Source organism: Pseudomonas sp. F220 (assembly GCF_057813935.1).
Window position 1 is genome coordinate 122,772 of record NZ_JBVASJ010000003.1, and the last position, 17,920, is coordinate 140,691.

The 17,920-nt window shown below is 59.1% G+C and carries 22 protein-coding genes; 14 read left to right on the forward strand and 8 right to left on the reverse strand.

Translation table 11 applies throughout. The features are described 5' to 3' along the window. The first annotated feature begins 14 nt into the window (after window positions 1-14). The 8 genes from ACZYSM_RS04095 (at window position 15) to ACZYSM_RS04130 (ending at window position 5,457) form a co-directional block, all read left to right on the forward strand. Window positions 15-602 (forward strand): YggT family protein, encoded by a 588-nt coding sequence (locus ACZYSM_RS04095; RefSeq protein ID WP_489069121.1) that lies wholly within the window; start codon window positions 15-17, stop codon window positions 600-602. Continuing rightward, on the forward strand, window positions 602-898 hold the full coding sequence (locus ACZYSM_RS04100) for a DUF167 domain-containing protein (protein WP_489069123.1): 297 nt from the start codon (window positions 602-604) through the stop codon (window positions 896-898). Before ACZYSM_RS04095 ends, ACZYSM_RS04100 begins: the two co-directional genes overlap by 1 nt. Window positions 899-1,103: 205 nt before the next feature. Continuing rightward, window positions 1,104-2,243 carry a homoserine O-succinyltransferase MetX gene (metX, locus tag ACZYSM_RS04105; protein ID WP_489069125.1) on the forward strand — a complete coding sequence of 380 codons (1,140 nt, stop codon included), beginning with the start codon at window positions 1,104-1,106 and terminating at the stop codon, window positions 2,241-2,243. A gap of 7 nt (window positions 2,244-2,250) precedes the next feature. Further along, on the forward strand, window positions 2,251-2,871 hold the full coding sequence (metW, locus tag ACZYSM_RS04110; RefSeq protein WP_489069127.1) for a methionine biosynthesis protein MetW: 621 nt from the start codon (window positions 2,251-2,253) through the stop codon (window positions 2,869-2,871). 26 nt (window positions 2,872-2,897) lie between these two features. Further along, window positions 2,898-3,332, forward strand: a complete 435-nt coding sequence (locus ACZYSM_RS04115; protein WP_489069129.1) for a DUF4426 domain-containing protein — start codon at window positions 2,898-2,900, stop codon at window positions 3,330-3,332. Beyond that, the gene (gene rdgB, locus ACZYSM_RS04120; protein WP_489069532.1) at window positions 3,329-3,925 is read left to right on the forward strand and encodes an RdgB/HAM1 family non-canonical purine NTP pyrophosphatase; all 597 of its coding nucleotides are present in this window, start codon (window positions 3,329-3,331) and stop codon (window positions 3,923-3,925) included. The genes ACZYSM_RS04115 and rdgB overlap by 4 nt, the downstream gene beginning before the upstream one ends. After that, window positions 3,922-5,124, forward strand: coding sequence for a radical SAM family heme chaperone HemW (gene hemW / locus ACZYSM_RS04125; protein ID WP_489069131.1), 1,203 nt, complete (start codon window positions 3,922-3,924; stop codon window positions 5,122-5,124). The genes rdgB and hemW overlap by 4 nt, the downstream gene beginning before the upstream one ends. A 9-nt stretch (window positions 5,125-5,133) precedes the next feature. Then, complete coding sequence (locus ACZYSM_RS04130) at window positions 5,134-5,457, forward strand: DUF3392 domain-containing protein (RefSeq protein ID WP_489069133.1); 324 nt, start codon at window positions 5,134-5,136, stop codon at window positions 5,455-5,457. A 110-nt stretch (window positions 5,458-5,567) separates the two neighbouring features. On the opposite strand, the gene trmB is transcribed toward ACZYSM_RS04130, so the two are convergent. The 4 genes from trmB to ACZYSM_RS04150 all read right to left on the reverse strand — a co-directional run bounded on the left by trmB (window position 5,568) and on the right by ACZYSM_RS04150 (window position 7,833). Then, entirely contained in the window at window positions 5,568-6,293 is a 726-nt protein-coding gene (gene trmB / locus ACZYSM_RS04135; RefSeq protein ID WP_489069135.1) for a tRNA (guanosine(46)-N7)-methyltransferase TrmB, read from the reverse strand. Window positions 6,294-6,302: 9 nt separating this feature from the next. Beyond that, a complete protein-coding gene (locus ACZYSM_RS04140; RefSeq protein ID WP_150802982.1) occupies window positions 6,303-7,097 on the reverse strand; it encodes a thiazole synthase in 795 nt (264 codons plus the stop codon). A gap of 73 nt (window positions 7,098-7,170) precedes the next feature. Beyond that, window positions 7,171-7,371, reverse strand: a complete 201-nt coding sequence (thiS, locus tag ACZYSM_RS04145; protein ID WP_489069534.1) for a sulfur carrier protein ThiS — start codon at window positions 7,369-7,371, stop codon at window positions 7,171-7,173. 90 nt (window positions 7,372-7,461) lie between these two features. Beyond that, complete coding sequence (locus tag ACZYSM_RS04150) at window positions 7,462-7,833, reverse strand: DUF423 domain-containing protein (protein WP_489069138.1); 372 nt, start codon at window positions 7,831-7,833, stop codon at window positions 7,462-7,464. Between the two features lie 74 nt (window positions 7,834-7,907). On the opposite strand from ACZYSM_RS04150, the gene mtgA reads away from it, so the two are divergent. Continuing rightward, window positions 7,908-8,630 carry a monofunctional biosynthetic peptidoglycan transglycosylase gene (gene mtgA, locus ACZYSM_RS04155; protein WP_489069140.1) on the forward strand — a complete coding sequence of 241 codons (723 nt, stop codon included), beginning with the start codon at window positions 7,908-7,910 and terminating at the stop codon, window positions 8,628-8,630. Window positions 8,631-8,839: 209 nt separating this feature from the next. Here the strand turns inward: mtgA and rpoH are convergent, their stop codons facing one another. From rpoH to ftsY, 4 genes are all read right to left on the reverse strand, one after another. Then, entirely contained in the window at window positions 8,840-9,694 is an 855-nt protein-coding gene (gene rpoH / locus ACZYSM_RS04160) for an RNA polymerase sigma factor RpoH (RefSeq protein WP_123426423.1), read from the reverse strand. Between the two features lie 113 nt (window positions 9,695-9,807). Next, window positions 9,808-10,830 (reverse strand): permease-like cell division protein FtsX, encoded by a 1,023-nt coding sequence (gene ftsX, locus ACZYSM_RS04165; protein WP_489069142.1) that lies wholly within the window; start codon window positions 10,828-10,830, stop codon window positions 9,808-9,810. Then, window positions 10,827-11,498: a cell division ATP-binding protein FtsE gene (gene ftsE, locus ACZYSM_RS04170; RefSeq protein ID WP_161758640.1), complete on the reverse strand. Its 672-nt coding sequence runs from the start codon at window positions 11,496-11,498 to the stop codon at window positions 10,827-10,829. The genes ftsX and ftsE overlap by 4 nt, the downstream gene beginning before the upstream one ends. After that, window positions 11,498-13,048, reverse strand: a complete 1,551-nt coding sequence (ftsY, locus tag ACZYSM_RS04175) for a signal recognition particle-docking protein FtsY (RefSeq protein WP_489069144.1) — start codon at window positions 13,046-13,048, stop codon at window positions 11,498-11,500. Before ftsY ends, ftsE begins: the two co-directional genes overlap by 1 nt. Between ftsY and ACZYSM_RS04180 the strand changes: the two genes are divergently transcribed. From ACZYSM_RS04180 to ACZYSM_RS04200, 5 genes are all read left to right on the forward strand, one after another. Beyond that, window positions 13,047-13,244, forward strand: a complete 198-nt coding sequence (locus tag ACZYSM_RS04180; RefSeq protein WP_489069146.1) for a hypothetical protein — start codon at window positions 13,047-13,049, stop codon at window positions 13,242-13,244. The genes ftsY and ACZYSM_RS04180 overlap by 2 nt on opposite strands. Before the next feature lie 160 nt (window positions 13,245-13,404). Then, window positions 13,405-14,760: a M16 family metallopeptidase gene (locus tag ACZYSM_RS04185; RefSeq protein WP_489069148.1), complete on the forward strand. Its 1,356-nt coding sequence runs from the start codon at window positions 13,405-13,407 to the stop codon at window positions 14,758-14,760. Beyond that, window positions 14,753-16,243: a M16 family metallopeptidase gene (locus ACZYSM_RS04190; protein WP_489069150.1), complete on the forward strand. Its 1,491-nt coding sequence runs from the start codon at window positions 14,753-14,755 to the stop codon at window positions 16,241-16,243. Before ACZYSM_RS04185 ends, ACZYSM_RS04190 begins: the two co-directional genes overlap by 8 nt. Beyond that, window positions 16,243-16,863 (forward strand): 16S rRNA (guanine(966)-N(2))-methyltransferase RsmD, encoded by a 621-nt coding sequence (gene rsmD, locus ACZYSM_RS04195; protein WP_489069152.1) that lies wholly within the window; start codon window positions 16,243-16,245, stop codon window positions 16,861-16,863. The genes ACZYSM_RS04190 and rsmD overlap by 1 nt, the downstream gene beginning before the upstream one ends. A gap of 57 nt (window positions 16,864-16,920) precedes the next feature. Next, the gene (locus tag ACZYSM_RS04200) at window positions 16,921-17,919 is read left to right on the forward strand and encodes a hydrolase (RefSeq protein ID WP_489069154.1); all 999 of its coding nucleotides are present in this window, start codon (window positions 16,921-16,923) and stop codon (window positions 17,917-17,919) included. The last annotated feature ends 1 nt before the right edge of the window (window position 17,920 follow it).

Genomic DNA, 17,920 nt, shown 5'->3' on the forward strand with positions numbered 1-17,920 from the left:
CAAAGGAATCAATGATGCTCGGACTCAATGACGCTGCCATTTTCGTAATTAAAACCTTAGGCAGCCTGTACCTGCTGATCGTGCTGTTGCGCTTTATCCTGCAACTGGTTCGGGCGAATTTTTACAACCCGCTCTGCCAGTTCATCGTGAAAGCCACTCAACCGCTGCTCAAGCCTCTGCGCCGGGTAATCCCGAGCATGTTCGGGCTGGACATGTCATCACTTGTACTGGCGCTGATCGTGCAGATGGTACTGATAGCGGTCATCCTGTCGCTTAAAGGCTTTCAGGTCGACTTGCTGCTTTTGGTGCCTTGGGCACTGATTGCCATCTTCACGCTGTTTTTGAATATTCTGTTCTACGCGATGATCATCAGCGTGATTCTGTCCTGGGTCGCCCCGGGGAGCCACAATCCGGGCGCCGAGCTGGTCGCTCAGATTACTGAACCGGTACTCGCCCCATTCCGTCGTATCGTGCCAAACCTGGGCGGCCTCGACATATCGCCGATCTTCGCGTTTATCGTGATCCAGTTGCTGCAAAGCTGGCTGATCCCACGCCTTGCGTACTATGCCCTCATGCCGCAGGGGCTGCTCGGGCTGATCTAATGAGCTATTTTCGCTGGGACGGTGACGACCTGATCCTCGATTGCCACCTGCAACCTGCGGCCCGCAGCGACGAGTTCGCGGGGCTGCACGGTGAGCGCCTGAAGATCCGCCTCACCGCGCCGCCAGTGGAGGGCAAGGCCAACGCCTATCTGATGGGGTTTCTGGCCAAGACGTTTGGGGTTTCCAAGAGCCAGGTGAGTTTGATCAGCGGTGAGTTGAATCGGCAGAAACGGGTGCGGATTAACTCACCGAAGAAGCTGCCTGAGTTGCCGGGGTTGGTGCGTCCAGCAGACTGACCGTGCCATCGTTCATCGCGAGCAAGCTCTCTCCTACAGGATTTGTGTTGGTTGTGGATATGGGCACGACCCATACCCTGTAGGAGCGAGCTTGCTCGCGATTGGGGCGCCGCGGTTTACCTGCCTGAAATCACCTCCGACCTTCGCTTGCCGCTAGCCACAGTGGTCTTTAGACTTACGCCTCATTTAAGCGAGAGCAGGGTCGATGCCAACTGCCTTTCCCCACGATTCTGTTGGTCTGGTGACGCCGCAAATGGCGCACTTCAGCGAGCCCCTGGCCCTTGCCTGCGGTCGCTCCCTGCCTGCCTACGATCTGATCTACGAAACCTATGGCGAACTGAACGCCACGGCCAGCAACGCCGTGCTGATCTGTCACGCCTTGTCCGGCCACCACCATGCGGCCGGTTTTCACAGTACCGAAGACCGCAAACCCGGTTGGTGGGACAGCTGTATCGGCCCTGGTAAACCGATCGACACCAACAAGTTCTTCGTCGTCAGCCTGAACAACCTCGGCGGCTGCAATGGGTCCACGGGCCCGAGCAGCATCAACCCGGAGAGCGACAAGCCGTTTGGCGCCGATTTCCCGGTATTGACCGTGGAAGACTGGGTTCATAGTCAGGCGCGCCTTGCTGACCTGCTGGGCATCAACCAATGGGCCGCGGTGATCGGTGGCAGCTTGGGCGGCATGCAGGCCTTGCAGTGGAGCATCAGCTACCCCGATCGCATCCGTCACTGCCTGGCGATTGCTTCAGCCCCTAAACTGTCGGCGCAGAACATCGCCTTCAACGAAGTAGCCCGCCAGGCAATCCTGACCGACCCCGAGTTCCATGGCGGCTCGTTCCAGGAAAAGGGCGTGATCCCCAAGCGTGGGTTGATGCTGGCCCGGATGGTCGGGCACATCACCTACCTGTCAGATGACTCCATGGGCGAGAAGTTCGGCCGTGGCCTGAAGAGCGAAAAGCTCAACTACGACTTTCACAGCGTCGAGTTCCAGGTTGAAAGCTACCTGCGTTATCAGGGCGAAGAGTTTTCCGGGCGTTTCGACGCCAACACCTACCTGCTGATGACCAAAGCACTGGACTACTTCGATCCGGCGGCGAACTTCGACGATAACCTGGCGAAAACCTTCGCTGGAGCCAAGGCGAAATTCTGCGTGATGTCGTTCACCACCGACTGGCGCTTCTCGCCGGCCCGCTCGCGGGAACTGGTAGACGCACTGATGACGGCCAAGAAAGACGTCTGCTACCTGGAGATCGATGCTCCGCAAGGCCACGACGCCTTCCTGATTCCGATCCCGCGCTATTTGCAGGCCTTCAGCAATTACATGAATCGAATTTCGCTTTGAGGACGCCATGAGAGCCGACCTGGAAATCATCCAAGAATGGATCCCCGCCGGCAGCCGCGTGCTCGACCTCGGTTGCGGTGATGGCGAACTGCTGACCTGGCTGCGGGACCACAAGCAAGTCACCGGCTATGGCCTGGAAAACGACCCGGACAACATCGCCGAGTGCGTCGCCAAGGGCATCAACGTCATCGAGCAGGATCTCGACAAAGGACTGGGCAACTTTGCCAGCAACAGCTTCGATGTCGTCGTAATGACTCAGGCCCTACAAGCTGTGCATTACCCGGACCGGATCCTCGACGAAATGCTGCGGGTCGGTCGTCAATGCATCATCACCTTCCCCAACTTCGGTCACTGGCGCTGCCGCTGGTACCTGGCCAGCAAAGGCCGGATGCCCGTTTCGGACTTCCTGCCGTACACCTGGTACAACACGCCGAACATCCACTTCTGCACGTTCGGAGACTTCGAAGAACTGTGCCGAGAGCGCGAAGCGCGCGTCATTGATCGACTTGCCGTCGATCAACAACATCGGCATGGGTGGGCCAGTAAGCTATGGCCTAATCTATTAGGTGAGATCGGCATCTACCGCGTCAGCAGTCCGGGCCTGCAGGATCACAAGATCGCAGTGTAAACCACGTAACTTCGAGGAGAATGGTCATGGGTCGTATAGCTCTATTTCTGCTCACTGCCTGCTTGAGCGTTACGGCCATGGCGGCCGAAGCAATCAAAGGTGATCGCCAGGAAACCTTCGGCGATCTGACGGTGCACTACAACACCTTCAACTCCACCTATCTGCAACCGGATATCGCCAAAGCCGCCGAGCTGATCCGCAGCAAGAACCAGGGCGTGATCAACGTTGCCGTACTCAAAGCCGACAAGCCCGTGGTTGCGCAGGTCAGTGGCTCGGTGAAGGATCTGACCAGCAAGAGCATCCCGCTGAGTTTTAAACAGATCACTGAACAAGGCGCGGTCTATTACATCGCGCAATTCCCTGTGGAACAGCAGGAAACACGAACCTTCACGATCAACGTTCAAACTGGCAGCGATACCAACAGCTTCAGTTTCAACCAAGAGCTTTTCCCGGGCGAATAATGAACCTCACGCAACTCGTATTGGCCAGCCATAACGCTGGCAAACTCAAAGAACTCCAGGCCATGCTCGGCGAATCGGTGCACTTGCGATCGATCGGCGAATTCAGCAGCATCGAGCCGGAAGAAACCGGTCTGTCGTTCGTCGAAAACGCCATTCTCAAGGCCCGCAATGCTGCGCGTCTTTCCGGTCTGCCAGCATTGGCCGACGATTCAGGGCTGGCGGTGGACTTTCTCGGTGGTGCGCCCGGCATCTACTCGGCACGCTACGCCGATGGCCAAGGCGATGCCGCCAACAACGCCAAGCTACTGGACGTATTGAAGGATGTGCCTGAAGCCGAGCGCGGCGCGCAGTTCGTTTGCGTGCTGGCCTTGGTGCGCCATGCCGATGACCCGCTGCCGATTCTCTGCGAAGGGTTGTGGCACGGCCGTATCCTGACCCAAGCCAGCGGTGCACACGGCTTTGGCTACGACCCACTGTTCTGGGTCCCCGAGCGCGATTGCTCCAGCGCCGAGCTGAGCCCGAGCGAAAAGAACCTCATCAGCCACCGCGCCCGTGCAATGGATCTGCTGCGCCAGCGTCTGGGCCTGAAATGACCCAGCAATCCCCTGCGCAGCCGCTGATTTTCGGCGGCTCGCAAACGCCTCGCGCCGCCCTGCCCCAGCTGCCGCCTCTGGCGCTGTACATCCACATCCCGTGGTGCGTGCGCAAATGCCCGTATTGCGACTTCAACTCTCATACCGCCAGCCCTGTGCTGCCGGAACAGGAGTATGTCGATGCGCTGCTGGCCGACCTCGATCAGGACCTGCACGCCGTTTACGGTCGTGAACTGAGCTCGATATTTTTCGGTGGCGGCACGCCTAGCCTGTTCAGTGCTCATGCTTTGGGCCGTCTGCTTAAAGGCGTGGAACAACGCATTCCGTTCGCCAGCGACATCGAAATCACCCTGGAAGCCAACCCAGGGACCTTCGAGCAAGAGAAGTTCGTCGCTTACCGCGCCTTGGGTATCAATCGCTTGTCGATTGGCATCCAGAGCTTTCAGGAAGAAAAGCTCAAGGCACTGGGCCGAATCCACAATGGCGACGAAGCTGTACGTGCCGCTGGCATGGCCCGTCAGGCGGGTTTCGACAACTTCAACCTGGACCTGATGCACGGTTTGCCCGATCAGTCCCTGGACGACGCTCTGAGCGACCTGCGCCAGGCCATCGCGCTGAAGCCGACCCATCTGTCCTGGTATCAGCTGACCCTGGAACCGAACACGGTGTTCTGGAACCAGCCGCCGACCCTGCCCGAAGACGACACGTTGTGGGACATTCAGGAAGCCGGTCAGGCGTTGTTGGCCGAGCACGGTTACGCCCAATACGAAGTGTCCGCCTACGCCCTGCCCGGACGCCCGGCGCGACATAACCTCAATTACTGGAGCTTTGGCGACTTCATCGGCATCGGCGCGGGCGCCCACGGCAAACTCAGCCATCCAGACGGGCGGATCGTGCGCACCTGGAAAACCCGACTACCCAAGGACTACCTCAACCCGGCCAAAAACTTCCAGGCCGGTGAGAAAGCCCTGACCAGCGAAGAGTTGCCGTTCGAGTTCCTGATGAATGCCTTGCGCCTCACCGATGGCGTCGATGCTGCGCTGTTCGCCCTGCGTACCGGGCTGAGCCTGGAAAGCCTCGCCGACGCGCGCAGGCAAGCAGAACAAAGTGGCTTGTTGCAGGTCGAACCCACACGCCTGGCGGCCACCGCCCGCGGACAGTTGTTCCTCAATGACTTACTGCAATATTTTCTGATCTAAGGAAATCGAATGGATTTGGTACTTGACCTGCTCGCCACCGTGTCCCGCTGGAGCAGAAGCAACCTATCGGAAATCTCTCTGGCGCTTGTCGGCTGCCTGCTGGTGCTGTTCGGCGCAGATATCAAAGGCTGGGTCGAACAACGCCTGGGCAGCATTGCTGGCGCCTTGCGTGTACCGCTGATGGCCCTGCTGTGCCTGATCGGCAGCGGCCTGGCGCTGATCTACGCAACGCCGTGGATCATTCGGGGCTTGAGCCAGTTCAACAACTACAGCCTGGCACCGGTGTTGTTGGTGGTGCTGGTGTTGATCGGCGTGGTCGCAGACCGCCGCTAATGTAGGAGCGAGCTTGCTCGCGATGGCGGCTTAACAATCAGCATAAATGTTGAATGTTATGGCCTCATCGCGAGCAAGCTCGGCTCCTACAGTTTGTATAGCGTTATGGCTTAAGACTGTTTTTCGAATTTCAAATCCCAAACCCCATGCCCCAGGCGTTCGCCGCGGCGTTCGAACTTGGTGATCGGGCGCTCGGTCGGGCGCGGCACGCAGCGGCCGTCTTCGGCGAGGTTGCGGTAGCCTGGCGCGACGTCCATGACTTCCAGCATGTACTCGGCATAGGGTTCCCAATCGGTAGCCATATGCAGCACGCCGCCAACCTTCAACTTGCTGCGAACCAGCTCAGCGAAGGACGCCTGAACGATGCGGCGCTTGTGGTGACGGCTTTTGTGCCACGGATCCGGGAAGAACAGCAGCAAGCGATCGAGGCTGTTATCCGCGATACAACGATTGAGTACTTCGATTGCGTCGCAATCATAGACCCGCAGGTTGGTCAGGCCCTGAGTCAGCACGCCATTGAGCAGAGCGCCGACACCCGGACGGTGTACTTCAACGCCGATGAAATCCTGCTCAGGCGAAGCCGCAGCCATTTCCAGCAGCGAATGACCCATGCCGAAACCGATTTCCAGAGTACGCGGCGCGGAACGACCGAACACCTGGTCGAAGTCCACCGGCGCATCGGCCAGCGGCAGAACGAACAGCGGCGTACCTTGCTCCAGACCTTTCTGCTGGCCTTCGGTCATACGCCCGGCGCGCATCACGAAACTCTTGATGCGGCGGTGTTGGCGTTCTTCGCCTTCTGCAGGCGCGATAGGCGTGTCGTTTGATTCAGTCATCAATGGCTCTTACTTGATCAGACCATCCAGCGGCGAGGAGGCGCTGGCATAAAGTTTTTTCGGCATGCGCCCGGCGAGATACGCCAGACGACCTGCAACAATGGCGTGTTTCATGGCTTCGGCCATCATGATCGGCTGCTGCGCGTTGGCGATGGCCGAGTTCATCAGCACCGCTTCGCAACCCAGCTCCATGGCGATAGTGGCGTCGGAAGCGGTACCGACACCGGCATCCACCAACACCGGAATCTTGGCTTCTTCAAGAATGATCCGCAGGTTGTACGGGTTGCAGATCCCCAGACCAGTACCGATCAGACCGGCCAGCGGCATCACCGCGATGCAGCCGATTTGCTCCAGTTGACGGGCAATGATCGGGTCATCGCTGGTGTAGACCATCACGTCAAAACCATCCTTGACCAGTATTTCTGCGGCCTTGAGGGTTTCGATTACGTTAGGGAACAGGGTTTTCTGATCAGCGAGGACTTCCAGCTTGACCAGATTGTGACCATCCAGCAGTTCGCGGGCCAGACGGCAGGTGCGCACGGCTTCGATCGCGTCATAGCAACCCGCGGTGTTCGGCAGGATGGTGTAACGATCCGGCGGCAGGATATCGAGCAGGTTCGGTTCGCCCGGGTTCTGGCCGATGTTGGTCCGGCGCACGGCAACGGTGACGATCTCGGCGCCCGAGGCTTCAATGGCCAGGCGGGTTTCTTCCATGTCACGGTACTTGCCGGTGCCTACCAGCAAACGCGACTGGTAAGTACGACCGGCCAGGACGAAGGGCTTATCGCTACGAACGTTGCTCATGGGAAATCCTCTGGTGGGGTGAGGTTTTTGCAGGTTCTTGTAGATCGTTTTGGTGCTGAATAAACCGTTTGGCCTAGCCGCCGCCGATGGCGTGGACCACTTCGACTTGATCGCCCTCGTTGAGCGCAGTATCGGCGTGCTGGCTGCGCGGGACGATATCCAGATTGAGTTCGACCGCCACCCGGCGGCCGGTCAGATCCAGGCGGGTCAGCAGGGCCGCAACGGTTTCGCCGTCGGGCAGTTCAAAGGATTCACCGTTCAACTGAATGCGCATGCCGGATGCCGTCATCATTTTTAGGGGCCAGCATTCTAGCCCGATCAGTCAGGCTGACCCAAGCCATTCGTCATGAAATGGACCGCTCGGTCAGCTCAACCGCCAGGCGGCAAGACCGAGGCAAAACCAGCCGACCAGAAAGGCCAGACCGCCAAACGGTGTGATGATGCCCAGCTTGCTGACACCGGTCAGGGTCAACAGGTACAGACTGCCGGAGAACAGCAGGATGCCGATGGCAAATGAAACACCCGCCCAAGTCATCAACCGTCCGGGAATCTGTGTGGCCAGCAGCGCGACCGCCAGTAATGCCAAGGTATGCACCAATTGATAGGTGACCCCTGTGTGAAAAATCGCCAGATATTCCGCGCTCAGGCGATTTTTCAGACCATGAGCGGCAAACGCGCCGAGGGCAACGCCGGTAAACCCGAAGAAGGCAGCCAGCATCAGAAAGCCACGCAGCATGAGGAACTCCAGTCAGAATCATTCAGCAGGGTCTGTATAATGGCCCGCTCAACGGGTTCGGCCAAGCCATCTCTATGCTGCGTTTTCTTTTTCGTCGTTTCACCAAAGCCCTGTTCTGGTTCGCAGTTGGCAGCGTTTTGCTGGTGCTGGTGTTTCGCTTCGTGCCGCCACCAGGGACGGCGTTGATGGTCGAACGCAAGGTCGAATCCTGGTTCGACGGCGAGCCTATTGACTTGCAACGCAGCTGGCGACCGTGGAACGAGATCTCCGACGACTTGAAAGTCGCGGTGATTGCCGGCGAGGACCAGAAGTTTTCCGAGCACTGGGGTTTTGATTTCAGCGCGATTCAGGCCGCGTTCACTCATAACGAGCGCGGCGGATCGATCCGTGGTGCCAGTACTCTGAGCCAACAAGTGTCGAAGAACCTCTTTCTGTGGTCTGGCCGCAGCTGGCTACGCAAAGGGCTCGAGGCCTGGTTTACCGGGCTGATCGAAATCCTTTGGCCCAAGCAGCGGATTCTTGAGGTGTACCTCAACAGCGTGGAATGGGATGACGGCGTATTCGGTGCTGAAGCCGCCGCGCGCCATCACTTCGGAACCGGTGCAGCCTCGCTGTCACGCCAGCAAGCCAGCCTGCTGGCGGCAGTCCTGCCTAACCCACGAGCGTGGAGCGCCAGCCATCCGAGCATCTATGTCGCGCGGCGAGCGGGCTGGATTCGTCAGCAGATGGGCCAGTTGGGTGGGGACAGTTATCTGGTGGGGTTGAACGATTCGCGCAGAGCGCCTTGGGCACAATAGTCGACCACGACTTTCTAAACACTGAAAATCTCTTGTGGGAGCGAGCTTGCTCGCGATTAGGCCATCACATTCAACATTGATGTTGACTGTTACATTGCCATCGCGAGCAAGCTCGCTCCCACAGGGGGCCGGTGTGATACAGGGATATTGGACACAAACAAAAACGCCCCGATCACATGATCGGGGCGTTTTTTTGTCGCATCGCGGCGTTAAGCGGCAATCGACAACTTGAGCTTGTTCATCGCGCTCTTTTCAAGCTGACGAATACGCTCGGCTGACACGTTGTACTTCTGCGCCAGGTCATGCAGCGTGGCTTTCTCTTCTGCCAGCCAGCGCTGGTAGAGGATGTCGCGGCTGCGGTCGTCGAGCACTTCCAGCGCTTCATGCAGATTGCTGGTGGAATTATCGGTCCAGTCGGCATCTTCCAGTTGACGTGCCGGGTCGTACCGGTGGTCTTCCAGATAGTTGGCCGGCGACTGGAAGGCGCTGTCGTCGTCTGCTTCCGCAGCCGGGTCGAAGGCCATGTCATGGCCGGTCAGGCGACTTTCCATCTCGCGCACTTCCCGCGGCTCTACGCCGAGGCTTTCAGCCACACGATGGACTTCTTCGTTGTTCAGCCAGGCCAGACGTTTTTTCTGGCTGCGCAGGTTGAAGAACAGTTTGCGCTGAGCCTTGGTCGTCGCGACCTTGACGATGCGCCAGTTGCGCAAGATGAATTCGTGGATTTCAGCCTTGATCCAGTGCACGGCGAACGACACCAGACGCACGCCCATTTCCGGGTTGAAGCGTTTTACCGCTTTCATCAGGCCGACGTTGCCTTCCTGAATCAGGTCAGCCTGGGCCAGGCCGTAGCCGGAATAGCTGCGGGCAATATGTACAACAAAACGCAGGTGGGCGAGCACCATCTGCCGAGCCGCCCCAAGATCCTGCTCATAATAGAGACTCTCGGCCAGTTCACGCTCCTGCTCTGGTGTCAGCAATGGAATGCTGTTCACCGTGTGCACATAAGCCTCCAGGTTTGCGCCTGGGACTAAAGCATATGCAGGTTGCAAAGAAGTGGTCATACGAAAAAACCTCCGTCTCACAAAACTCGTGCAGTTCAGCACTGCGAAAATTGACCGGGAACCGTAAGACAAGTTCCCTAGAAAGCTGAAAAGTCAATACAAGCAAAAAGACACTACTTCGGTGCAAGCTCCCGTAGGTGGCGTGCTACCGCAATCCATGCACCGATATACCCTAACAGCACCGCGCCAAGCAAGAGCGACAGACCATCGGCGGATGGAACACCGGCCAGCGCAAAATCACTGCCGTACAACCCGGCCAGCCCGACCACCGCGTCGTTCAGCCAGTTGAGGCCGAACGCCAGGACACCCCAGGAAAGAATCCCCGCACCGAAGCCATAAAGCGCACCCATATACAGAAAAGGCCTACGCACATAGCTGTCAGTGCCGCCGACGAGTTTAATCACTTCTATCTCTGTGCGGCGGTTTTCAATATGAAGACGAATGGTATTGCCTATCACCAAAAGTAATGCAGAAACCAAAAGCACGGTCAGACCGAACACAAAACGGTCGCCCAGCTTGAGGATCGCTGCCAGACGCTCGACCCAGACTAGATCAAGTTGCGCCTGCTGTACCTTCGGCAGCTCGGAAAGTTTTTGTCTTAATGCTTCAAGGGTTGGCTTGTCGACTTCACTAGGCGTCACCAGAACCACGCCCGGCAACGGGTTCTGCGGCAGTTCTTTGAGCGCCTCGCCCAGGCCAGACTGCTGTTGAAACTCTTCCAGCGCCTGATCACGGCTAATGTATTCGGCATCCGCGACGCCCGGCAGGCCTTTGATCTGCTCGCGCAGGTGCTCGCCTTCGCTGGTACTGGCGTCAAGCTGCAGGTATAGGGAAATCTGCGCCGCGCGCTGCCAGGAACCGCCGAGACGCTCGACATTGCTCAGCAACAGCGACAGTCCCATCGGCAAGCTGAGGGCTACGGCCATCACCAGACAGGTGAAAAAGCTGCCGATCGGCTGTTTACCCAGACGACGCAGGCTGTCCAGCAGGCTGGCACGGTGATTTTCGATCCAGGCATGCAGCAAGGTGCTGAAATCCGGGCCGTCGTCATCGTCGCGCTTTTTCTTCTGCGGTTGCGGGTCGGCAGCTTTTGGCGCCACGCGCTCAGAAACTTTTGGACTGCGTGTCGCACTCATACCCCTGCCTCCCCGTCACCGATCAGGCGGCCGCGTTGCAGGGTCAGCATGCGGTGACGCATACGGGCAATCAGCGCCAGGTCGTGACTGGCGATCAGCACGCTGGTACCCAGCCGGTTGATGTCTTCGAATACACCCATGATTTCCGCCGCCAGACGCGGGTCGAGGTTGCCGGTCGGCTCGTCCGCCAGCAGCAGCGCCGGGCGGTGAACAATGGCGCGGGCGATGCCGACGCGCTGTTGTTGACCAGTGGACAGGTCGCCCGGGTACAGGTCAGTCTTGTCCGAAAGCGCTACGCGCTCCAGAGCCGAGTCCACGCGCTTGGCGATTTCAGCCTTGGACAGGCCAAGAATCTGTAACGGCAAGGCGATGTTGTTGAACACCGTGCGATCGAACAGCAACTGGTGGTTCTGGAACACCACGCCAATCTGCCGACGCAGGAAAGGAATTTGTGCATTGCTGATCTGACCCAGGTCCTGACCGGCCAGCAACAGTTTGCCGGTGGTCGGGCGCTCCATGGCCAGCAACAGCCGTAACAAGGTGCTTTTACCGGCGCCGGAATGGCCGGTGACAAACAAGAACTCGCCCCGACGGACTCGAAAGCTCAGCTCATGCAAGCCGACGTGTCCGTTCGGATAGCGTTTACCGACCTGTTCGAAACGAATCATTAACGCTCCCGCTCGGCAAAAAGTGCCTGGACAAAGGGTTCGGCTTCAAAAGTGCGCAGATCATCGATGCTTTCACCGACACCGATGTAGCGAATAGGCAGGCCAAATTGCTTGGCCAGGGCGAAAATCACCCCACCCTTGGCCGTGCCGTCGAGCTTAGTCAACGCAAGACCGGTCAGCTCGACCGTCTGATGGAATTGTTTGGCCTGGTTGATGGCGTTCTGGCCAGTACCGGCGTCGAGCACCAGCAGCACTTCATGTGGTGCATCGGCGTCGAGTTTGCTGATGACCCGACGAACCTTCTTCAGTTCTTCCATCAGGTTGTCTTTGGTGTGCAGGCGACCGGCGGTGTCGGCGATCAACACATCGATGCCACGGGCCTTGGCAGCCTGTACTGCGTCAAAGATCACCGAAGCGGAATCGGCACCCGTGTGCTGGGCGATCACTGGAATCTTGTTGCGCTCGCCCCAAACCTGCAACTGCTCGACCGCCGCAGCGCGGAAGGTATCACCGGCCGCGAGCATGACTTTTTTGCCCTCGAGTTGCAGTTTCTTCGCCAGCTTGCCGATAGTGGTGGTTTTGCCAGCACCGTTGACGCCGACCACCAGAATCACGAATGGCTTGTTCTGTGAGGTGATTTTCAGAGGCTGCTCGACGGGTTTGAGCATGCTCGCAAGCTCAGCCTGCAGGGATTTGTAGAGTGCATCGGCGTCGGCCAGCTGTTTGCGCGCGACCTTCTGAGTCAGGCTCTGGATGATCACCGAAGTCGCTTCAACGCCGACGTCAGCAGTCAGCAGGCGGGTTTCGATGTCTTCCAGCAGTTCGTCATCGATCAGCTTCTTGCCGAGGAACAGGCTGGCCATGCCCTCGCCGATGCTGGCACTGGTCTTGGACAAGCCTTGCTTGAGGCGGGCAAAGAAACCGACTTTGCTTTCTTCGCTGCTGGCGCGGGCCGGTTCGGCGGCGACAGGCGGTTCGGTCGGCGCGCTGGGTGCTGGTGCAACAGGCGCAGCAACAACCGGTGCAGCGATTGGTGCCGGAGCCGGGACAGGTTCCGGAACAACAAATGCGGCAATCACAGGCTCGGGAATATCGGGCTCAATAACAACCAACTCCGCAGCAACCGACTCAAAAACCAAAACCGGCTCGACAACCAGCAGCTCTACCGCTTGCTGAGCGGCTGTCGGCGCAGGAATTGGCGGTGTGACATGTGGCGCCAGCTCATTTTCGACCAAGGCCACTGGTTCTTCTGCAACCGGCAGCGTCAACCAAGGCTTGTGCTCGGGCTCTATCGCCCGTGGCAACTCAGCCACAGGCTCAGGTGCTGGCTCGGCAACCGACTGAAGGACCGGTTCGGCAATCGGCAACACAATCGGCGTCGACGCTTGCGTAACTGGCGCAGCTTCTATTACCGGCTCAGGAACAGCCTCAGGAAGTTGCTGTGGCTGTTCGACGACGGTTTCCTGCGGCTTTTTGCGCAGCCATCCGAACAGGCTTTTTTTCTCACCAGCCGCAGCTGGGGTCTTCTTGTCGTCGTTGGAACCAAACATGGATGACGGCTATCTCAAAGTAGCGACGCGCCAATGTGGCGCCTCGGCAGATAAATATTCGATGCAGAACAGACTGCTTTTTACCCAGCTCGTTCACGCGCAACATTTTGTCAAAGTGCCTCAGGGCACCTCAAAGATCGATTCTACGAAGGACTGGAACGGTAAAATCGGCGAAAAAGCGAAATTTACCCGATAAACGGGGGCTTTCTGCCTGGAACCCATACAACCTGTTCAAGCACACTCTGATCGTCAAAGGCCTGATAGGCGTGGCCGCCAGTAAAACGGATCAGTATCCTAGCACCCTCTCGCCCGCCGACGCTAAGACCAAGCGGGCAGCCCAACAGGTTTAAAAACGAATGAATGCTCTAGCCCGCCGCGCTGCAGGCCTGCTGCTCAGCACAGTTTGTCTGCCCCTTTCAGCTTTGGCTGCCGACCCACAACCCACCCACGAGTTCACCCTCGACAACGGCCTGAAAGTGGTCGTGCGCGAAGACCATCGCGCTCCCGTGGTGGTTTCGCAGGTCTGGTACAAAGTCGGCTCCAGCTATGAAACCCCGGGCCAGACTGGTTTGTCTCACGCTCTGGAACACATGATGTTCAAGGGCAGCGAGAAAGTCGGCCCCGGAGAAGCCTCGTTGATCCTGCGCGATCTGGGCGCCGAAGAGAACGCATTCACCAGTGACGACTTCACCGCTTATTACCAGGAATTGGCCCGCGACCGTCTGGGCGTGGCCTTCGAGCTGGAAGCCGATCGCATGGCAAGCCTGCGCTTGCCGGCCGACGAGTTCAGCCGCGAAATCGAAGTGATCAAGGAAGAGCGCCGTCTGCGCACCGACGACAAGCCGATGTCCAAGGCCTATGAGCGCTTCAAGGCCATGGCTTTTCCGGCGAGCGGTTACCATACACCGACCATCGGCTGGATGGCTGACCTGGACCGGATGAAGGTCGAAGAGCTGCGCCACTGGTACCAATCCTGGTATGTGCCGAACAACGCCACGCTGGTGGTGGTCGGTGACGTGACCCCGGACGAAGTCAAAGCTTTGGCTCAACGCTACTTTGGTCCGATCGCCAAACGTGACGTGCCGTCAGCGAAGATCCCGCGGGAACTGGCCGAGCCCGGCGAACGCCAGATCACCCTGCACGTGAAGACCCAACTGCCGAGCCTGATGCTGGGTTTCAACGTGCCGAGCATCGCCACTGCTGTGGACAAGCGCTCGGTGAATGCCCTGCGACTGATCTCGGCCCTACTCGACGGCGGTTACAGTGCGCGCATTCCGACCCAGCTGGAGCGCGGCGAAGAGCTGGTCTCCGGTGGCTCGTCGAGCTACGACGCCTATACCCGCGGCGACAGCCTGTTCACGCTCTCTGCGACGCCCAACACCCAGAAAAAGAAAACCATGGCCCAGGCCGAAGCCGGCCTGTGGCGCCTGCTCGAACAGTTGAAAACCACCGCACCCACCGCCGAGGAGCTGGAACGCGTCCGCGCCCAAGTGATCGCTGGCCTGGTTTACGGACGTGATTCGATCACCAGTCAAGCCACTGCCATCGGCCAGCTGGAAAGCGTTGGCCTGTCCTGGAAACTGATGGATACCGAGCTCACCGAGCTGCAAAGCGTGACTCCGGAAGACATCCGGAACGCCGCCCGCACTTATTTCACCCGCGAACGTCTCAGCGTTGCGCATGTACTCCCCGAGGAGACAGCTCATGAGTGAGCACAAAAAATCACGCCTGGCCTTGATCGGCCTGGTGATCGTCGCGCTGGTCGGCTCGCTGGGTTTCTACCTCAGCCGCCCAAACGAATCCGACGCCAGCCAGGCACTCGATCAGGCCAAGGCCAGCAAAAAGCTGCAATCGCTGACCGAGCTTGACGGCAAGGCGCCCAGCCACCGTGCGCTGGACGTACACACCTGGAAAACCGCCGAAGGCGCCAAGGTCCTGTTCGTTGAAGCCCGTGAACTACCGATGTTTGACATGCGTCTTACCTTCGCCGCGGGTAGCAGTCAGGATGGCAGCACGCCCGGTCTGGCACTGCTGACCAACGCCATGCTTAACGAAGGTATTGCAGGTAAAGACGTCGGCGGGATCGCAGAAGGTTTCGAAGGCTTGGGTGCCGATTTTGGCAACGGTGCTTATAAAGATATGGCGATAGCGTCGATGCGCAGCCTGAGCGCGACTGATAAACGCACACCTGCCTTGAAGCTGTTTGCCGAAGTCGTGGGTAAGCCGACGTTCCCGGTCGACTCGCTGGCGCGAATCAAGAACCAAATGCTCGCAGGTTTCGAATACCAGAAACAGAGCCCCGGAAAACTGGCGAGCATTGAGCTGATGAATCGCTTGTACGGCGATCATCCTTACGCCCACTCCAGCGACGGCACGGCGCAAAGCGTTCCGCCGATCACCCTCGCGCAACTACGGGCGTTCCATAACAAGGCCTATGCCGCCGGCAATGTGGTGATCGCACTGGTCGGCGACTTGTCGCGCGCGGAAGCCGAAGCCATTGCTGCGCAAGTCTCCGCCGCGCTGCCAAAGGGCCCGGCGCTGGCCAAAATCGAGCAACCGGTTGAGCCCAAGGCTAGCATCGGCCATATCGAGTTCCCATCCAATCAGACCAATCTGATGCTCGCGCAATTGGGCATCGACCGCGATGATCCGGACTACGCTGCGCTGTCGCTGGGCAACCAGATTCTCGGTGGTGGTGGTTTTGGTACACGGTTGATGAACGAAGTCCGCGAGAAGCGCGGCCTGACCTATGGCGTATACTCCGGCTTCACCCCGATGCAGGCCCGCGGGCCGTTCATGATCAACCTGCAAACCCGCGCCGAGATGAGCGAAGGCACGCTGAAGCTGGTCCAGGACGTTCTCGCCGATTACCTGAAAACCGGTCCGACCCAGAAAGAACTGGACGACGCCAAGCGTGAACTGGCCGGCAGCTTTCCGCTGTCCACCGCCAGCAACGCCGATATCGTCGGCCAACTTGGCGCCATGGGGTTCTACAACCTGCCGCTGAGCTACCTTGAAGACTTCATGCAACAGTCCCAAAGTTTGACCGTCGACCAGGTCAAAACTGCACTGAACAAACACCTGAGCGCTGACAAGATGGTCATCGTCAGCGCCGGGCCAACCGTTCCACAAAAGCCGTTACCGGCCCCTACTGACAAACCTGCCGAGCAACCGCTCGGGGTTCCGGAGCATTAATGGCCAGCCCATCGCGTCCCAGCAAAAAACCTGCTCACAACGTCCATAACGGCGTTGGGCACCTGCGTATCATCGGTGGCGAATGGGGTAGCCGTCGCCTGAACTTCCCGGATGTTCCGGGCCTGCGCCCAACCCCGGACCGCGTCCGCGAAACCCTGTTCAACTGGCTCGCACCGTACGTCGCCGGGGCCAAAGTGCTCGACCCGTTTGCCGGCAGCGGCGCCCTGTTCCTCGAAGCGCTGTCCCGCGGCGCGGCCATGGGCCAGGCGCTGGACAGCAGCAACCTCGCCGTTTCCAGTCTGCGCGAGCACCTGGGCACCCTGCGTTGCACCACCGGTCACGTACAGACCGCCGACGCCTTGCGCTATCTGGAAACCCAGACGGCGACGGCGTTTGACCTGGTATTTCTCGATCCGCCGTTCAACCAGAACCTGCTGCCGACCACCTGCGCGCTGCTCGAAGAGCGCCAGTGGCTGGCCGACGGCGCGTGGATCTACACCGAAAGTGAAACCGCGCCCTCAACGCTCGGCCTTCCGGTCAGCTGGCGCCTGCACCGGGAGCAAAAATCCGGGCGTGTGCACTACGCGTTGTGGCAACGTATGGCAGAGACTGTCGGTTAATCGACCGACCTGAAAAAGGTGCGTACCCAGGTACGCACCTCTGCACCGAGAACAACCGTGCCTACACCGTCAGATCGTTTCATCCCCGCCTTAGGCCTAGGCAACCCGCACCTGCAAACCTTGTGGGGCCCGCTATGGCGCAAAACAACCTATCTCGACCGGCAACGTGAGCGACTGTGGCTTGAAGATGGCGACTTCCTCGACCTCGACTGGCACGGTCCGCATAGCCCTGACGCGCCCTTGGTACTGGTGTTGCACGGGCTGACGGGTTCCTCGAATTCACCGTATGTGGCCGGCTTGCAAAAGGCTCTGGCGGCTCAGGGCTGGGCCAGCGTGGCACTGAACTGGCGCGGCTGCTCGGGCGAACCGAACCTGTTGCCCCGCAGTTATCATTCGGGCGCAAGCGAAGACCTCGCCGCAGCAATCCGCCATCTGCGGGCTCAGCGACCATTGGCTCCTTTGTATGCGGTCGGTTACTCGCTGGGCGGCAATGTGTTGCTCAAACATCTGGGCGAAACCGGCCACGACAGTGAGCTACTGGGCGCAGTGGCGGTGTCGGTACCCTTTCGTCTCGACCAGTGTGCCGACCGTATTGACCAGGGTTTCTCCAAGGTTTATCAGGCGCATTTCATGCGTGAGATGCTGGCCTACATTAAAAACAAGCAACGGCAATTCCAGCATGACGGCCGCCACGAAGGCCTGGCGACCCTGGCTGAGCTCGGCTCGCTGGACAATCTGCGGACCTTCTGGGATTTCGACGGCAGGGTCACCGCGCCGCTGAATGGATTTCTGGATGCCGAAGACTATTATCGGCGTGCCTCCAGTCGTTATTTTCTCGGAGCCATCCGCACACCAACCCTGATTATTCACGCCGCTGACGACCCTTTCGTGTCTCCTCACAGCTTGCCCGAGGCCACCGAGCTGTCGCCGACCACGCAGTTTGAATTGCAGGCCAAAGGCGGACATGTCGGTTTTGTCGACGGAACCCTGCGCAAACCGGGCTATTACCTGGAGCGTCGCATCCCGCAATGGCTGACAGCCGCGGGCCAGAGGTAGC

Coding starts and splice junctions, on each gene's coding strand:
- ACZYSM_RS04095 (WP_489069121.1), top strand. CDS start 15: ATGCTCGGACTCAATGACGCTGCCATTTTCGTAATTAAAACCTTAGGC.
- ACZYSM_RS04100 (WP_489069123.1), top strand. CDS start 602: ATGAGCTATTTTCGCTGGGACGGTGACGACCTGATCCTCGATTGCCAC.
- metX (WP_489069125.1), top strand. CDS start 1,104: ATGCCAACTGCCTTTCCCCACGATTCTGTTGGTCTGGTGACGCCGCAA.
- metW (WP_489069127.1), top strand. CDS start 2,251: ATGAGAGCCGACCTGGAAATCATCCAAGAATGGATCCCCGCCGGCAGC.
- ACZYSM_RS04115 (WP_489069129.1), top strand. CDS start 2,898: ATGGGTCGTATAGCTCTATTTCTGCTCACTGCCTGCTTGAGCGTTACG.
- hemW (WP_489069131.1), top strand. CDS start 3,922: ATGACCCAGCAATCCCCTGCGCAGCCGCTGATTTTCGGCGGCTCGCAA.
- ACZYSM_RS04130 (WP_489069133.1), top strand. CDS start 5,134: ATGGATTTGGTACTTGACCTGCTCGCCACCGTGTCCCGCTGGAGCAGA.
- trmB (WP_489069135.1), bottom strand. CDS start 6,293: ATGACTGAATCAAACGACACGCCTATCGCGCCTGCAGAAGGCGAAGAA.
- ACZYSM_RS04140 (WP_150802982.1), bottom strand. CDS start 7,097: ATGAGCAACGTTCGTAGCGATAAGCCCTTCGTCCTGGCCGGTCGTACT.
- thiS (WP_489069534.1), bottom strand. CDS start 7,371: ATGCGCATTCAGTTGAACGGTGAATCCTTTGAACTGCCCGACGGCGAA.
- ACZYSM_RS04150 (WP_489069138.1), bottom strand. CDS start 7,833: ATGCTGCGTGGCTTTCTGATGCTGGCTGCCTTCTTCGGGTTTACCGGC.
- mtgA (WP_489069140.1), top strand. CDS start 7,908: ATGCTGCGTTTTCTTTTTCGTCGTTTCACCAAAGCCCTGTTCTGGTTC.
- rpoH (WP_123426423.1), bottom strand. CDS start 9,694: ATGACCACTTCTTTGCAACCTGCATATGCTTTAGTCCCAGGCGCAAAC.
- ftsX (WP_489069142.1), bottom strand. CDS start 10,830: ATGAGTGCGACACGCAGTCCAAAAGTTTCTGAGCGCGTGGCGCCAAAA.
- ftsE (WP_161758640.1), bottom strand. CDS start 11,498: ATGATTCGTTTCGAACAGGTCGGTAAACGCTATCCGAACGGACACGTC.
- ACZYSM_RS04180 (WP_489069146.1), top strand. CDS start 13,047: ATGGATGACGGCTATCTCAAAGTAGCGACGCGCCAATGTGGCGCCTCG.
- ftsY (WP_489069144.1), bottom strand. CDS start 13,048: ATGTTTGGTTCCAACGACGACAAGAAGACCCCAGCTGCGGCTGGTGAG.
- ACZYSM_RS04185 (WP_489069148.1), top strand. CDS start 13,405: ATGAATGCTCTAGCCCGCCGCGCTGCAGGCCTGCTGCTCAGCACAGTT.
- ACZYSM_RS04190 (WP_489069150.1), top strand. CDS start 14,753: ATGAGTGAGCACAAAAAATCACGCCTGGCCTTGATCGGCCTGGTGATC.
- rsmD (WP_489069152.1), top strand. CDS start 16,243: ATGGCCAGCCCATCGCGTCCCAGCAAAAAACCTGCTCACAACGTCCAT.